18 protein-coding genes are annotated in these 17036 nt (G+C 33.7%); all 18 read right to left on the bottom strand.

What is annotated here, in order from left to right; genetic code table 11:
- Positions 1–6: 6 nt before the first annotated feature.
- Complete coding sequence (locus DCS95_RS09805) at positions 7–1068, bottom strand: pyridoxal-phosphate dependent enzyme (RefSeq protein WP_116770599.1); 1062 nt, start codon at positions 1066–1068, stop codon at positions 7–9.
- A 240-nt stretch (positions 1069–1308) separates the two neighbouring features.
- A complete protein-coding gene (locus tag DCS95_RS09800; protein WP_116770598.1) occupies positions 1309–1854 on the bottom strand; it encodes a cupin domain-containing protein in 546 nt (181 codons plus the stop codon).
- 74 nt (positions 1855–1928) lie between these two features.
- On the bottom strand, positions 1929–2741 hold the full coding sequence (locus DCS95_RS09795) for a helix-turn-helix domain-containing protein (RefSeq protein WP_116770597.1): 813 nt from the start codon (positions 2739–2741) through the stop codon (positions 1929–1931).
- 83 nt (positions 2742–2824) lie between these two features.
- Positions 2825–5452: an MGH1-like glycoside hydrolase domain-containing protein gene (locus DCS95_RS09790; RefSeq protein WP_116770596.1), complete on the bottom strand. Its 2628-nt coding sequence runs from the start codon at positions 5450–5452 to the stop codon at positions 2825–2827.
- A 311-nt stretch (positions 5453–5763) separates the two neighbouring features.
- Positions 5764–6141, bottom strand: coding sequence for a VOC family protein (locus DCS95_RS09785; RefSeq protein WP_116770595.1), 378 nt, complete (start codon positions 6139–6141; stop codon positions 5764–5766).
- Positions 6142–6148: 7 nt separating this feature from the next.
- Positions 6149–6697, bottom strand: coding sequence for a GNAT family N-acetyltransferase (locus DCS95_RS09780; RefSeq protein ID WP_116770594.1), 549 nt, complete (start codon positions 6695–6697; stop codon positions 6149–6151).
- A gap of 140 nt (positions 6698–6837) precedes the next feature.
- Positions 6838–9117, bottom strand: coding sequence for an ATP-binding protein (locus tag DCS95_RS09775; protein WP_164674162.1), 2280 nt, complete (start codon positions 9115–9117; stop codon positions 6838–6840).
- 215 nt (positions 9118–9332) lie between these two features.
- Positions 9333–9866 carry a PaaI family thioesterase gene (locus tag DCS95_RS09770; protein WP_116770592.1) on the bottom strand — a complete coding sequence of 178 codons (534 nt, stop codon included), beginning with the start codon at positions 9864–9866 and terminating at the stop codon, positions 9333–9335.
- 128 nt (positions 9867–9994) lie between these two features.
- Positions 9995–10495, bottom strand: coding sequence for a hypothetical protein (locus DCS95_RS09765; protein ID WP_116770591.1), 501 nt, complete (start codon positions 10493–10495; stop codon positions 9995–9997).
- A gap of 258 nt (positions 10496–10753) precedes the next feature.
- On the bottom strand, positions 10754–11131 hold the full coding sequence (locus DCS95_RS09760; RefSeq protein WP_116770590.1) for a DUF2200 family protein: 378 nt from the start codon (positions 11129–11131) through the stop codon (positions 10754–10756).
- Between the two features lie 62 nt (positions 11132–11193).
- Positions 11194–12096, bottom strand: coding sequence for a hypothetical protein (locus DCS95_RS09755; RefSeq protein WP_116770589.1), 903 nt, complete (start codon positions 12094–12096; stop codon positions 11194–11196).
- 50 nt (positions 12097–12146) lie between these two features.
- A complete protein-coding gene (locus tag DCS95_RS09750; protein ID WP_116770588.1) occupies positions 12147–12428 on the bottom strand; it encodes a hypothetical protein in 282 nt (93 codons plus the stop codon).
- A gap of 37 nt (positions 12429–12465) precedes the next feature.
- The gene (locus tag DCS95_RS09745) at positions 12466–12957 is read right to left on the bottom strand and encodes a hypothetical protein (protein WP_116770587.1); all 492 of its coding nucleotides are present in this window, start codon (positions 12955–12957) and stop codon (positions 12466–12468) included.
- A gap of 160 nt (positions 12958–13117) precedes the next feature.
- A complete protein-coding gene (locus DCS95_RS09740; protein WP_116770586.1) occupies positions 13118–13984 on the bottom strand; it encodes a hypothetical protein in 867 nt (288 codons plus the stop codon).
- Between the two features lie 93 nt (positions 13985–14077).
- On the bottom strand, positions 14078–14545 hold the full coding sequence (locus tag DCS95_RS09735) for a GNAT family N-acetyltransferase (RefSeq protein ID WP_116770933.1): 468 nt from the start codon (positions 14543–14545) through the stop codon (positions 14078–14080).
- Between the two features lie 157 nt (positions 14546–14702).
- A complete protein-coding gene (locus DCS95_RS09730; RefSeq protein ID WP_116770585.1) occupies positions 14703–15302 on the bottom strand; it encodes a GNAT family N-acetyltransferase in 600 nt (199 codons plus the stop codon).
- Between the two features lie 89 nt (positions 15303–15391).
- The gene (locus DCS95_RS09725) at positions 15392–15904 is read right to left on the bottom strand and encodes a hypothetical protein (protein ID WP_116770584.1); all 513 of its coding nucleotides are present in this window, start codon (positions 15902–15904) and stop codon (positions 15392–15394) included.
- 216 nt (positions 15905–16120) lie between these two features.
- Positions 16121–16867: a CPBP family intramembrane glutamic endopeptidase gene (locus tag DCS95_RS09720; protein WP_116770583.1), complete on the bottom strand. Its 747-nt coding sequence runs from the start codon at positions 16865–16867 to the stop codon at positions 16121–16123.
- Positions 16868–17036 lie beyond the last annotated feature (169 nt).

Genomic DNA, 17036 nt, shown 5'->3' with positions numbered 1-17036 from the left:
TATTTTTTAATTTTTTGCAGTGAGCACTGCCACAAACCGATCAGGCTCAAAATTCATTTTTTCGTCCAATTCTAAAAGTCCGATCAAACCCGCCGTTGAAGCAGGTAAAATTCGGAATCCTTCCTTTTTATGTAAAAGAGAAGTCATCTCTTTCAATTTTTTATCACTAATATTAAAAGCTTCGCCCTCAGATTTTTGTAAGGCATACAGCGCCTCTTCCCCATCAAAACTATGCCAATTGATCAATGGTTCGTTGTATTTTGTTTCTTTAATTGCTGCTGGATTCAAATCTTTACAATGATCTAAATTTTGTAAAAACGATTCAACAATGGGGTTTTTATGAGAAGAAGAAGCCGCAATCATTTTAGGAATTCGTGATGTTTTTCCTCTTTTATACAGATTTACAAATCCCCTGTAAATACCGGCAAACAATGTTCCGTTTGAAACCGGAACGGCACAATATTTAGGTGCATCCCCTAAATCCTCAAAGATTTCTTGTGCAATTTGCGCATAGGCTGAAATTTGTAGTGGCGTATTGGCACCACCTGGGTTGGCATCGTACCAGCCATGTTCTTCCGCTAAACGAGAACTTGCCGTCACTACATCTTCGTAACTACCGGGAATACGAATAATCTCCGCTCCCAAGGTTTGCATCTCTACAACACGATCGGTATGATAACTTTCGGGAATATAAATTTTACAGGCAACACCTGCCAAATCTGATGCCAATGCCATGGCAACACCATAATTGCCGCAAGTAGCCAAACTCACCACTTCAAATTCGCGACGGAGTGCGTCATACAACTGAGCAAATGCAATACGATCTTTCTGCGTACCGGTAGGGTTATCACCTTCATATTTTAGGTAGAGCTGGCGAACATCAAACTCACGTTCCAAAGTTTTTGCCCTATGCAGACCGGTATCTCCTACTTCTAAACTTATGATATCTTCAAAACACTCTAAACGGTCCACTAAAGATTTGCTTTTATCTTTAACCATATCGCTGAGTCTACGCGTCTCTGTCGACACTTTATTCTCAGCAGTTTTAACACCGTCTTTAAGATTCATAAGTCCATATAAATTCCATTTTTAAGATACAGTTATTTAATTGAAGTTAGGCATAAATTTTTAACCCATTTGCTCATAAAAAGAGACGCATAGGTAGTATAAAATTAGAATTGATTTTAAAAATTAACACAAAATCAAATGTGATTTTTGCAGCAAGCTATTTACGACAGTTGCCGATGATACGTCAAATTAAAAATTAACATTTACGTTGCAGTTGCTGACGTATAAACGAAATAAGAATTAAACAAATGTAATACCTTGTTTTGCACAAATTTGAGCAACCTTTTCAAAATCTGGCGGTCCGGCAGGTAACTCAGATAATTCTTGAAACATAAATTCAATCCCCGCAGGTAGTGCAGAAGTTATCATTTTAGCTTTTTCGGTTCCTACCACCTGCCAAGTATGGGGCACACCTTTCGGTGCAAAAGCAATATCCCCGGCTTTTAAAACCGTGCTTTCACCGTCGATAGTAATTTCCACTTCACCTTCAACCACCCTAAAAATTTCATCTTCTTTCGTATGTACGTGTGGAGGAATACCAACACCGGGTACTACATTATCTACCCATTCAAAAATCTGATTATTGGTTTCGTCTCCCATTAATTTATGGGTCTGGATATCCCCTATAACATTGAATACCTCCCCGTCCGTATCACGCATGATCTTAGGTTCGTTGCTATTTGTAGAAACAACTTCATCATCCTGCTTTTTGCAGAAAATGAGTCCGGAGAATAAAGCGTAACTAATACCTGCTCCTGATTTTTCAATAAAACTTTGTCTATCCATGATTTTATTTTTATACCAAATTAGGTATAAACCATAGTCGCAAAAATGTGAAAATCACGGTATAAACCTTGAATTTAAGAACCTACCGATCTTCTCAACAAAGAAGGCTTGGTGCCCGTCTGTGTTTTAAAGAAATAGCTGAAATAATCTGGTGTAGAAAAACCAAGTTCATAGCTAATTTCCTTAATTGTTTTATTTGAAAATTTTAATGCGTGCCGCGAACGAATCAGCAACTGTTCTATAATAATACTTTTTGAACTCACATTAAGCACCTCTTGCACACATTCATTCAAATATTTTGTAGATATATTAAGGCGGGAAGCGTAGAAGCCTACCTCATGAGAATCTTCAATATTCTGATCTACCAGTTGCTTAAAGGAATATACAATGTTTGCTTTTGTGTGGTTCTTTTCAATAATCGATTTAATGTTACATTGACCATCGCAATACACAAAAAAGGTATTCAATAAAGATATAAGGGCATCTTCCTTATGGTTTAAATGCGAACCCAATAGCTCATCGATCATTTCTAATATGGCTTGGGTACGTTTCTCTATACCGGGACTCAATTTAAACAAGGGCACCGTGCCCGAATTGAACAGGCGAACTTTATTGATATGCAACTTACTTAATAAGGGGTGACTTAATACCTCTTGAGACAACTGTAACAGATACCCTGTATTTGGAGCTCCTTCTTTTACATACAATTTCCACTGCATCTTATTATCAAGAAAAAAAATGGAGTTTGAAATATTGGCATAAAGAACACCATCTATCTCTATACCTTTAATTTCATCTTTTATCCAGCAGACGGTATAGTCAGCATCATTAATAGTGCGGGGAACATTTTTGATTATTTTCGATATGTGGATAGTATCGTTTTTCATCAGAAAATGTTATTTAATTAAAAAAGGCTATGTAAAAACACATAGCCAATTATCTAATATACAATATTTTAAACGAATTAAAACTACGAATGCTGTTCTAATTCCATTATTAGGTTTGCAATTAAGGCTGTCCACCCCGTTTGGTGCGATGCGCCCAACCCTTTACCGGAGTCACCATCAAAAAACTCGTAAAAGAAATGTTCGTTCTTAAAGTGTTCATTATTGGTGAATACATTATTGGCATCTTCTGAGTGATATACAAACTTACCATCTTCATTAGGTTCGAACAGTTTGATCAATCTTTTGGAAATCTCATTTGCAATCTCGTTCAAGTTCAGTTTTACGCCCGATCCCGTTGGAAATTCATAAACATATTGATCACCATAATACGAGTAGTATTTTCGTAAAGATTGAACGATCATATAATTTAATGGTAACCAAATAGGTCCTCTCCAGTTAGAATTTCCTCCAAACATATTAGATCTGCTTTCACCTGGTTCATATTGAATTTGGTGATGCCCGTTATGTTGAAAAACATAGGGGTGCTCTTCGTGATATTTTGAAAGTGAACGAATACCATAGTCAGATAAAAACTCATTTTCATCTAATAATCTACAAAGTAATTTCTCTAATCTAAACCCTCGCATAATGGAGAACAAGTAGTTACCATCTGAGTTGAACTCCTCAATATTAGAAATCAAAGAAGCCAAATCTGGTCTGGTTCTTACAATTTCTGCAGCCCTAACTTTAAAATGCTTTAGCTCATCGAACAAATCTTTGTGAATGATCTCTACTGCGAACATGGGTATAATACCTACTAAAGACCTTACTTTTAAACGATCTGTTCTACCGTCGGACATTTCTACTACATCGTAATAAAAATTATCCTCATCATCCCAAAGGGAAATATCCTTTTGACCAATGTGGTGCATTGCCCAGGCGATATTCAAAAAGTGTCTAAAAAACTTGGCAACACTATCTTCATAGTTTGGGTTCATTGACGCCAATTCTAAAGACATACGCAACATGTTCAAAGTAAACATGGCCATCCAACTGGTAGCATCTGCCTGTTGCATACGTGTAATGCCTTCTGGCATGTGGTTACGATCAAATACCCCAATGTTATCCAACCCTAGGAATCCGCCTTCAAAAAGATTGGTTCCGCTTTTATCCTTTTGGTTTACCCACCAAGTAAAATTGACCAATAATTTTTGATAAGCCTTTTCCAGAAAATTGGTATCGCCTTTACCCGTTCGTTTTTTATCTTTTTCATACACGGTCCAAACGGCCCAAGAATGTACTGGCGGATTTACATCGCTAAAATTCCATTCATAGGCAGGTATTTGTCCGTTAGGGTGCATATAGCTTTCCTTGAGAACCAATAGCAATTGTTCCTTAGCAAAGTATGGGTCTATTTCTACAAACGATGCCATGTGAAAAGCAAGATCCCAAGCGGCATACCAAGGGTACTCCCATTTATCGGGCATGGAAATTACATGTCTATTGGTAAGATGTTCCCAACGCGTATTACGGGTATCTGTTCTATAGGGTTTGGGTTCTCCCGGACCGCCAAAAAGCCATTTATATACATCATAGTAATAAAACTGCTTAGTCCATAATAAACCTGAAAATGCTTTTCTGGCAATTTCTTGTTGACCTACCGGTAGTTCCTTCTTTAAGATATCACCATAGAATTCTTCGCACTCCTTAATTCTTTTATCAAAGATAGCATCATAACTTCCCCAAGGGTCTTCAAGCTTTTTCTTGCTTAAACGTACTTTTATGGTCTTTTCTTCACCCGATTTTAAACGCATTTTGTGCCATACGGCAAACTTAGATCCTTTTTTATCGGGGTTGACCGTTTCTTTACCTTCAACCACATGGTTGTTTATTCCGTCCTTTACATAAGCGACCTCATTGGGCACATTGTAAATACGTTCATTATTGGTCTCGTTCTCACAAAAAAGTTGCTCACCTTCTTCATGATAAAAGTAATAACGACCGTTTCTTGTACTACGTGATTGTACGGCATTATTGGAAATAGCTTTCATTTCGGGCCGCTCGAACCTACGGTTATGCTTCCAAAAATTACGAAACCATAAATGTGGAAGTACATGAATAGTTGCTGCCCTTGGTCCTCTATTGATTACGGTGACCTTCATTAAAATATCGCCAACATCTTCTTTGGCATATTCGATAAAGCAATCAAAATATGTATTGTTCGCAAATGCCTTTGTATCTAAAATCTCAAATTCAGATTGCTCTCTATTTCTATGTTTGTTTTTACGTACAAGCTCTGCGTACGGAAATTTTTTATGTGGATATTTATATAAGTATTTGGCGTAAGAGTGGGTTGGCGTAGAAACCTGATGAAAATAAAGTTCCTTTACATCTTCCCCGTGGTTACCCTCATCATTGGTAAGTCCGAATAAACGCTCCTTTAAAATAGGGTCTTTTCCGTTCCAGAAAGCGGGTGCCAAACATAGAATTTCTCTAGAATCGCAAAAACCACCAATACCTTCTTCTCCCCATCTATAGGCATTACTACGGGCTTTATCATGACCAACAAAACTCCATGCATGCCCTTGCGGACTATAATCTTCCCTTACGGTACCCCATTGACGTTCAGCTAAATAAGGACCCCACCTTTTCCAATTTTTATAATTGTCCGCTACGGCTAATCTTTGTTCCTCGGCGTTCTTATAATTCATAGGGTTTTTTTCTATTTTACTATTTTTCTAATTCTTTGGATATAAATTAAATAGTTGAATTAGGTTCTAAAATACTACTTGTTATATCATTTGAATGATTAACGTAGACATCAAATGAATAGTATTGTTCAATCTTTACAATTAAGGTCAAATCGATAGCAACTTGTTAAAAACAACTTGTATATACTATTATCTTCATAATTGAACTTCGCAAATCTGAATTTACATTTATAACTCTTTGTTACGAATTTAAATATAAGTGTTGTTATATAGGTCTTATTGGAATATTCCAAGTCCATCTAACTCAAAACCTATTTGATTCGCCAAGGCGGGTTTAATCTATTTTCACCGCCATAGAATAATATAAGTTGATTACCATCAAGATCTTTTAACCTTGCTTCTCTCCATAACCATCGCTCATCGGTAGGTTCCTTTTCAAATTGTATGCCTTTCTCCTTTAGCGTTGCTACATGTTCATCTAAATCTTGGCACTCAAAATAAATATATACGCCATCTCCCTTAGGTAATTTTTCGGTGAGATGAATAGAGAAGGTGGAATTCCCATCCGGACATTCAAATCTTGCATAATTGGGCAGTGATTTTACTATTAATTTCAATCCTAATTTTTCATAAAAAAGAATTGCATTAGCAACATTTCGTGATGGAACGGTAACTTGATTTAAATTCATACTAGTTTCAATATCGTTTATCGCTTTCTAAAATGGCATATTCAAAACTGTCTGACCAACCTGTTTTTAAAGGTAAAATCTGCCTTTTAACCCCTTCTTTGATCATACCCGATTTTTCCAAAACTTTTGCAGACCCTATATTATCAACGGAACAACCAGCCTCAATTCTGTGGAGTTTAAGCCTGTTAAAACCATAATTCAATACTGCTTTTACTGCTTCGGTAGCATAGCCGTTACCCCACTCATTTTTATGAAGCTTATACCAAATTTCAGCTCGTTTATATTTTTGTGCACCCAGCCGTAGACCGAATAACCCCATAAACCCACCAGTTTTTTGATGCAGAATGGCAAAAGTGTAATTACTTACTTCTTTTTGATTAATCGCAGTTACCCAAGGTGTAACAACCCCTTTGGTCTCATCTAAATCTTTAGGAATACCAAGTGCATTGAATTCATCGGTTTCGGGCAAGATATGAAGCCGGTGTATTTCGTCTAAATCATTTAGGGTAATTGGTCGTAATGTTAACCTTTGGGTTTGTATTACCAGTTTTTCCATAGCATTACCATATTCTAGTATATTTTTAAAAATACCATTTAATTTGGAGCTTTAAATAAACTTGAGAAATACCTACCAAAGAGTTCCCACAACTAGGATCGAGAATAATATCTTAATGCGAGTGAGATGAATGTTCTTAATTAGCTAGTAAAATCTACCGGTAGATAAACAATAAAAGTGGCACCTTCTTCTTTTTTACTAATGGCATGTATATAGCCGTTATGCTTCTCAACTATTTTTTTACAGATTGAAAGTCCGATTCCCGTACCTGAATATTCATTCTTAGAATGCAGTCTTTGAAAAACCTCAAAAATATTACTTGCAAATTCCGGATCAAAACCAATACCATTATCTGTTATCGATAACTTATAATAATACTCTGAATTCTTAACGAAATTCTCAGAAATTGCATGACTTTTTATTTTCTCCGAAACAATTGTAATTACAGGCGCAACATCCTTTTTACTGTACTTGATGGAGTTGCTGATCAAGTTGATAAACAATTGTTCTATTTTAAACGGAATACCATGAATTATCGGTAGCTTTTTATAAGTAATAACAGTTTTAGTGTCTTTTACCAATTGAGAAAGTTCTTCTTCAACCTTGCCAATTGTAAGGTTTAAATCTATCTGCTCAAAATTAGAATTTATCTTGTCTATTCTTGAGTACGACAGTAAATTTTGGATCAACTCCCTCATTCTAAAGGTGGCAGACTTAATTTTATTAAAGTAAGCAGAACCCGAATTAGGCATGCTATTATCTCGATCATCCTCTATTCGAGAAATGAACATTTGAATTTTTCTCAGCGGTTCTTGAAGATCATGGCTCGCTACCCTATTAAAAGATTCAAGTTCTTCATTACTTAGTTGAAGCTTTTCATAACTTTCAATAAGTTCCCTATCTTTTTCTACCCTGCTTGTAATATCTTGAACAATACCTACCGAAACCGGTCGGTTATCAATCTCTATATTTCTTCCTTTTAAATCTAAATATCTAACCCCTTTCTTTTTATTGTAAATTCTATAGGTAAAACTGGTTGATTTATCCTTTTCTGCCGTGGTAGCTCCCAAAGACTCAAATATGGAGATATCATCTGCGTGTACATACTTTTTGTAAGCATCAAAAGTAACCTCGAAACTATTGGGCTTTACCCCAAGAATTCTATAAAAATTATCTGAAACCGTAGCGCTACCATCATCAAGATACCATATAAAGCTACCTACCCCGGCAACATGTTCAGCTTCTTTAAAAATGGTGTTTTGAAGGCTTAGATCTTCATTGAGCTTTTGCAGATTCTTTTCGGCCTCTTTAACCTTAGTGGTGTCCCATGCCGTATTGGTAATACCGTTGGCTGATTTTACAATGGTGTTGAATATATATTTGTTTTGACCTTCAAAAGTGTAGATACTCTCATGTTCTTGGGTTTTGCCACTTACAAAACACTCTTTCATGATTTCAAAAAGTCCGTTCTCCAATACCATTGGATATGTCTCTAAAAGTGAGCCACCGATAATATCTTCTTGTTCTTCGCCGGTAACCTTCTCAATGGCGTCTGAGGTATATTTAAATTGAAAATCAATAACATTTTGTTCAGAATCAAGAATGGGTTCAAAATGACTTATCACATTATTTGAACTCTTATACACCCCTTTTAAAAACTCTTCCGTCTCCTGCAGTTTTTTATTCTGAATAAAAACCTGACTATTTACTTCTTCTATTTCCCCCTTTTGTTTGTAAATACTAATAAAACCTATTAAGAAAATAATCAATGCCGTAAGTGCCACCAATAATGATGACATGGGCGTTAAAAATGATTGAGAAGTGTATTCTTCCTTACGGGCCACCATTAAATAATTCTCTTCGGATAGCATTCTCTCCTTAAGAATCTGAGATTCCTCTACAATTTTAGAGATTCTACCAATACGCTGATACCTTTTACTTGCCAAATTGATTACCACACTATCCTTAGCTTCTAAACTATCTATGACAGCAACACTATCTGCGGACTCGACCGTATCTACCTCGCTACTAATTTTATCACGCAATTGCTCCAAGACCTTTACTCGCTCTTGCTGGGCTTGGTTATCTGAAGTTAGCAGCTTTAACCTCTCTAAAGTCTGCCCCATTTCTGAAACTACAATGCCACTTAAGTTACTACTATCCTCTTTAAAAAGTACCTTTAGCTGTATGGACTCCAGCTCTTGGAATTTAGCTGAAAGCTCCACAATAGTACGCTGCACCTCTAATGTATGCGCAACCATATCTCCGGTTTCATGAAGTCTATTTACCTGCTTATAACCTACGCTCACGGTATACAATAGAAGCCCTATTGCCAAAATTAACAGTACAACATATGTTTTTGCGGAAGCGATCAGGGCTTTCAACTTCATCATGGTCTCTTTTGAGAATAAGGTTGTCATTTTTAGCATCAGTTTAAAAGGGGGTATTACCGACCATTAAAATTTCAATCAATGAATATACCTCATTTTAACACTAGAAAACCAAATTAATCCTGAAAAATTCAAATGATTTTTAACTCAAAAAATTTTTGAACAGTATATAAAAGTTAAGTTGAGATTGTTGTTTCTGATAAGTATGAATTTAACACACATTGCACTGCCTCTACAATTTAAAACTACTCCTTTTGAGGTTTAGCTTTTTTACGTTTCGCCTTATAAAACTCTTTATCGGCTACATAAATTGTTTTGTGTACCTCGCAGAAAACCTGAGTCATTTCTTTATTGGTAAGATGGGTGGTTTTCAAAATCTCCCATTCTTTGTGTTCGGCTACCTTTGTCTTTATTTCTTCGAGCTCGTTCTTCGTAAAAATAAATTCCGCATACAAATCTTCCCTTGCCGGTCTTTTGAATTTTATTTCGGCAGATTTATCCCAAACAACATAATCACTACCGATTAAATTCATTAATTGAACCATAGGTATAGGATCAACCGCCGCAAACATACTACCACCGAATATAGAATTTACGTAATTCTTGTTTTTCCAGCTGATCGGTAGCTTTATTGTAATATTCAATAGGTCGTCTGAAACGTCGGTGATTTTCGCCGTACTTCTTTTATACATTGGCGATAAGTTGAAACCATACTTAAAGAGCTTACTTTGTGGAAAGAACTTAGAACCAATTTGAGAAATTTTCTGATAAACCGACATGCCTATTATTTTAAGACAAATCTATTAAACTTAAATAAGCTTCATTCTTGAACTCACCAATATTTAGCAAGTACATCTAAGATACATTACAAATTTGTGTGCTGTAAAAAATAGTGTACAGAAGTGTGTTACAATAAGGTAAACTTCATTCTGTCCATTAACCGCCACGTATCTTGAATTTTATAGGACTTCTTTAAAATTATTAGAAATTTTTTGTCATTGCTAGCACATACCAACGTAATGTTCCCTCTTTCTATGCCTAATTTAGCATGTGGATTAGATTCAAATTCCGCTTTTTCCAAAACTATATTTTCCCACGCTACACCAAAAGAACTTCCTCTTTCTATGATTTCCTTAAAGTTCTTGGTAGCGCTTGTCTTGAAAACTTCAATTATTTCATCAGCTTCCGGAATGTTCTCATCTGGATGCGATTCCTTAATCTTTGGGATGAGATAATCTATTTCTTCTTTTGTAGCCAAGCTTTTTAATAGCACATTTTCGTTCTGCTCTTTAAATGCTTTAAATACCGTGGTTACAATATGGGTATCCTTTATATTTTCTTGTGTATGGGCAGACTGAAAAACAAGTAGGGAAACTACAATAAATAAGAGCTGAACGGGACTTTTCATAAATTGGTATATTCTATTCCGCATCAAAAAACATGCGCTATTGATGGGTGAAAATAACTAAACTTCCAAGTAATAAATGCATAAACTTCATTAAAATTATGAGCAACGTTTATCACTTTTAGACCTTAAGATTCAGTCCGATTATCTTATGTAGTGAAGATTAATTCTTTTAAGGTTATATCTTCATTTTGGAGTAAAAATTAGCTGCATCTTCTGCCAAGTTCTAAAAAGAATTTTTACATGCATTTGAAGCTGGAATTATTTCTTTTCTACTCGTAAAATCTTCTCCATTTTACGACCTTTCGCCAATTCATCAATAAGCTTTTCCATTTGCCTACAGCGTTTGTATACTTCAAACTCCTCCTCTATTTCTTCAATGCGATAACCGCAAACAACACCTTTGACCAAATATTCATTGGGGTGAATTTTAGCTTTTTCAAAAAACATTCTAAACGTTACCTTCTCATCAATAAGTTCCTGTAATGTATCTTCATCAAAACCAGTAAACCATTCTAACACCTGGTTGAGTTCTTCTTTTGTTCGCCCATTTTTCTCTAATCTGTTTAAGTATAGCGGATAAATAGAGGCAAATATCATATTTGCAACCTTTTCATTTTTCTCTGGTGTTACCTTCATTCTCTTATGCAATTCATGTTACTATTATCTTTTATAATTCTGTATTTCCTAAAGTTAGGTTCTTATTTGTAGTATTCCATTTCATAAATGTAAACTGTGGTAATCGTTGCTACCGAGCCCACTTCATTAATAGTTTTCATATTCACATTTTTTTTACTGTCATACTTATAAATTATAGACTTTGTTTCCTTTCCTTTCTCAGTAAAATAATGTTCCTCGAGTAAACCGTTTTTATAGGTCATAGATTGCCTACTTTCGAGAACATTGTTTATATAAACCTTTATTTCTTTACAATTATTAGAACTGTCATAAGCGTAACGTTCCTCAAATCCAACTTCATCATTTGTAATTGTATTGGAATGCTTCATCTTTTGCAATAAACCATCTACATAGGTATACGTAATAGTGTTACCATAATTTTTACCATCTTCGTTATAACAGCTTTCTGTCATTGTTGTTAATTGGTTATTTTGGTTATAAACAAAGTTTTTCTCGCAGAATGTACCAAATAAATTATTGTTATTTTTTGAGTAAACAACATTGTTATATTTATCCATTTTTAGAATAGATGATTCTACCAATTCATCATCTTCAAAACTTTTGCTTTCTATTTCATTTTCCTTATAAAAATAATTTGTAACGGTAGTATAGCCGTTTGGTCCAATTATTTTTTCAGTTTCCGTGTTTAATTTATCATTAATATAATTGTATTCCGTAGTACTATGTATATTTCCGTAAGAATAGACGGTTTCTTTTATTAAAAAACCATTTACATTAAACTCCTTCTCGGTATCTAAAATGAGAGAGTCTTTATTAGTGCTGATTTGGGTGAACTCTTTTACACTTTTTACTTTTCCCGTTAAGTTTAATTTTTCCAAATCGGTTTTATTATTTTCCCTCATTTTAGTTTGTTGTGCGTTACAAATTGATGTCGCAAAAAATATATACAGAAATAGTCTTTTCATATCTAGATAATCTTATACTTAAGTTTGCCTTATGTACATTTCAATATTACTTAAGAATTAAAATAGTAAGCGAATACCGCAATATTTAAGATTGTTAAAAAAGTACTTACTACCCACGTCCATTCAAATTTAAGAGTGGTGTATAGGTTTATTGAAGTTAATATACAAGTATACAATGCTAGTAGACCTGCCAATGCCAGTAGACCTATACCAACATCCATTAAATAATCTGATTTTGACTGCCATATAAAATAGCTTAGTTTAACAAATATAATTAGGCCACCAGATAAGGTCAATAGAAAATAAAGAATCAATAGTTTTTTTGAACTCATAAATACAGTTTAAAATCTTCTGTCACGAAGAACGATTTTACTTAACATAAAATGGATTTTCAATGTCTTCATCATTACATTCCATTTTTAAAATCCAACGACCATATTTTGAGAACTCTATATAAATTACATCACCCACATTTACTTTTTCAAAATCTTTTTTCAACAGACCATATTTATCAAAATCCGGGTTCTGTTCAAATTCTATTTCATAATGATGGAAGTTATCCATATTTCTTCTTTTATATTTTACTTTTAGTTCGGTAGAAACTTTAATTTTCGCCTCTAAATCTCTCTCTGTTGGGCTTTTATAAAAGAAACGGAAGTATGGTATAAATGAAATAACAAAAAAGAGACAAGCTAAAAATTCAATAAATCCAAACCCTGGCTGTTTCAATAATCCTATAGCAATAACACCTAAAACTATGTTAGCAATAAACCATGCCACATTAGATTTTTTGCTTTTTGAGCGAATAATTTTCAAGTCATCTTCCGTAAGTGGAGCTTCGTATTTTTTAAACTGATTCAAATTTTAATAAAATGATTTGTAAAAGTTTGGCTTAAAAAACATTAGTGAAAATTGCACTTAATTCTTTTCATTTTCAAAGAGAAATCTACTTGTAGTAATGTTTTCTACAATCCAACATAATTCAATATAAAATTGTAATCATCTCTGCTCGAAAGTAGTATTATTCATAATAGGTATATTCACGCTCAGAAACAAAGACTACCTCCCCATTATTATATTTGGTTTTTTTTATCCAGTTGCCTTCATTATCGTATTCATAGGTAAAAGTAAAATGTTCTTTATATTTATCTAGATCATTTGCAATAGCATATTCAAGATTTGCTTTATCATCTCCAAATTTTAGAAAGTTAATCTCCTCTATCCTATTATTTCTATCATCATATTTATAAGTTGACCTAAATTTTAATCTTTCATCTGGCGCAAACATTTTAATCAATATTTTATTTCCATTTTCGTCATAGTCAAAAATAGCTCTTTCCACTAGTAGATCATCTGTATTGTAGAGTGTTTCCTCAATGACTTTACCTTTTTCATTATACTTATAATTAGTTCTTTTATAAACCTTACCTCTGTGGTGTACTATAAATTCGGTTTGGTTTCCGTTCTCGTCATACTTATACATCCACTTTCCCTGGCTATATGAACTAGACCATTTGGTTGTAACAAGATTTCCTTCTTCATCATATTCAAAAATTCTTTCTGCTAATGGACCAGAACCATGGTCAGTTAAACTATAGACTAGTCTCTGAACCATGTTCCCTTTGTTATCATATTTGAAAATAGTTTTATTCTGAAGTCTATAATCCCTTTTTTCTATAGCATATCCTTTCTTATTATACTCATTAAAAAATGTTTTCTTTTCTGTTCTACCCTTTAGTTTGTTTACATTAGAACTTACTTCTTCAAAGGTTTTAACTTTACCTTTTAAATTATCTTGAGCCCAACTATTCTCAAGAATTTTATTCGAAAAACTATTACATGATATCATTATCATTGAAAGAAATATAGCCAACAGTTTTAACTTCATACTTATTATTTATTGATGTTTTAAAATAGAATTTAAATCAAGATTTAATTTTACCAAATCTTATGACTTGCATTTGTCTTGTATTCAATAAGATCAACGTTTGGTATTAGCATTTATTTCCGAATACACATTAGAGTCATGCTTTTCCATATAAAATTCAGGATTAGCTATCTCGGTAAAACCGTACTTTTTATATAGCCATTCTGCAGTATTGGTCAATAAGATCCAACGTCTTAATCCTTGTAAATTAGGATGCTCCATTATTTCATTTATCAGCCATTTACTTAATCCCTTTCCTCTATATTCCTTTAGAATATAAACATCTCCTAAATAGGCAATAGTAGCAAAGTCTGAAATTATTCTAGCAAAACCAATTTGTTTCTTTTCGTGATAAAGCCCAAAATTTAAGGAGTTTTCAATAGAAGTTTTTAAAGTATGAATTGGAATTCCGTAAGCCCAGTCCGTTTCGTTTGATAGAAATTTGTGGATGCTTAAAACATCTAATTTATCCTTATCAGTTGAAATGACAAACTCATTTCTTTGTGTTTCTAAAGTCTTCAAATCAATTATATTAAATAATGTAGTATAAGTATAGTTACAGATTTTCACATACTTACTTTTCGCTTACATACAAACCATTTTTATATACTTACTTTCATTTCTGCGATTAAACTACACTTTTTTACCATGCTGTAACTCGCTTTAGCGTTCTGCCATTTTAGCTTGTACTAAATTCAGAAAAATTTTTAGATTTTAGAGATTCCCAATCCACCTTTATGATACCGAAATAAACATCATTTCTACTTTCTCCATTTGGAGCGATGTAATTATTTCTGAACAGACCTTCTTTTTGTGCACCAAGCTTTTCGATAGCTTTTTGAGATCTTAAATTCTCTTCATCTGCGCTAAATTGTATGCGTCGAAATCCGATCTTTTCAAAACCGAATTTTAATAATTCAAACTTACAAGCTTTATTTAGTCCGGTTCCTTGAAACTCCTTTCCGTACCAAGTCCATCCAATTTCGCATTTTTGACTTCCTCGATTCAAATAGCCATATCTAGTACTCCCTGCAATTCGGTTATTTACTTTATCAATAATGATGAAGGGATAACAAATACCATTGGCTTTATCTTCAATGGTATTTGAAACATAATTATTGAATTCCATTTCGTTTCGCATCTGCATGCCCATATAGGCCCAAATCTCATTTTCGAAAATTATTTCTTTGAGTTCTTGGTTCCTTTTATTCTCAAAAGGGAGAAGTAAAACTCTTTCGTTTTCTAATTGAATTTTTGTGTTCAGAATTTCGAAACCCATTTATTTTTGGTTAGTTGGTAGATTATATGCACCACTTTTCAGCCCTACTTTCTTGCAGATATGTAGGCACTGTTGTGTTAGCTAAAATTTTATTCATTCTCCATAAAATCAGTCACCACAGCACTTTTTTCAGATTCCATTTCGCAAGTCCAACTATCGATCCACCATCTTCCGTTTTCATAATGAAGCTGAACACTATTCAGTCCTCTAATATCAGATTCCGTATTTGGGTCAGTTCGTATTTCAAATGCACTCCAAACTTGTGCAATATTTCCGTATTTGCTAACCTTTCTTTTAAGTTCCTTTTCGAAAAAATCCCCTTTCGGTAATAATCCTATTGGTATGTATTCCGCTTCAAGAGTATGTGATTCTGCAATTCCATTTTCATCCAGTCTTGTGATTACAGCATTTTCTGAATGAATATACTTATCTCTTTCAAATTCCCATGGCTCATTACTTGACCCAGATACAACATCGTAATATGCATTAATTATTGCAGCTATAGATTTTACATCTTTCGCATATTTTTCTTGGCCAGTTTGCCCAAAAATAGAATTACAAGCAAAAATTATGCTTAGTGCTGTTAGTATTAATTTGCTCATTTTGCTTGGTTTTAATTTTTGCTACCGATTCGGCTTTGGTTATTATTTGAATAAAAAGCGATTAGCCAAAGCTTTTTATTTATATGTATTTTCTCTTATTCAAAAACCTTAATTCCCAATAACTATGAAGATTTTCGACTTTATAAATATACTAAGACCTTTCGCTTTTACCCTAGAGTTCTCATTCTGTTTGGCATAGTTATGTGCAGTTACTATTTAACCTAATTGATAGAAAATGCAATAAATCATGCCTAAATTAAATGCTGAATGACAAAGAATCGCTCCTAAAATCGAATGAGATTTTTTTCTACATCGGTAGAACAATATACTAACGAAAAACATACTTATCACCCAAATTATAGTAGGCAGCATCAAGAATTGCCATTTTTTGTTTATAAAAATTAATCCGAAATGAGAAATGTGGACAAGTGCAAATACCGCACTATCAATAATCGATGCCTTGTTGTCCCCAACAGAATTGGCAAAACTTGAATGTACAATTCCACGAAAAAAGAGTTCTTCTCCAATGGGACTAAATATCATTCCGGTCAATGCCATTATGCCAAACATTATTAGCTTACTTTGCTGGTCAATTTCATTTGGAATGTTATAGGATTCACCAATATAATAGTACCAATTTTCATAAGATTTCCCATAAAATATTTCTCCTAAGAAGTAGAGTAAAATGCTAAATACGAATCCAATTACGAAGGCTATAATTAGCCAACGATAATTAGTTGGCTTTATAATCCCAATTTTTCTCCTACCCAACTTGCTTAAAAACACAAATGGTAAAATCGCAGAAATGACCATGATTAGTCCTATGTAGCCGTAGTTCGCTGTTTCGTTGGCGTTCAGAACCAAAATAAAGCGTGGAATACATAGTATTAGAATAAGAAAAAGTCCAAATTTCCAATCAAATTTGAAAACCTTACTCCAAAAAGGTTTTAATTCGTTTTCCATAATTGGTTTAAATACTCGGTTTTTGATGGTTACTCAATTTGTGTGCACCACTTAGTATATGATTAGTTTTACTTTTTACACAGTAAATATCCACTTGACTATAAAGATAATTGATTGCATAAATTGCCGTTTAGGAAATCCAACACCACTTAATATCCGAGATAACATA

The sequence above is a fragment of the Maribacter litoralis genome (assembly GCF_003075045.1).
GTDB classification, from domain to species: domain Bacteria; phylum Bacteroidota; class Bacteroidia; order Flavobacteriales; family Flavobacteriaceae; genus Maribacter; species Maribacter litoralis.
This window is presented reverse-complemented; position numbering and strand designations above follow the sequence as displayed.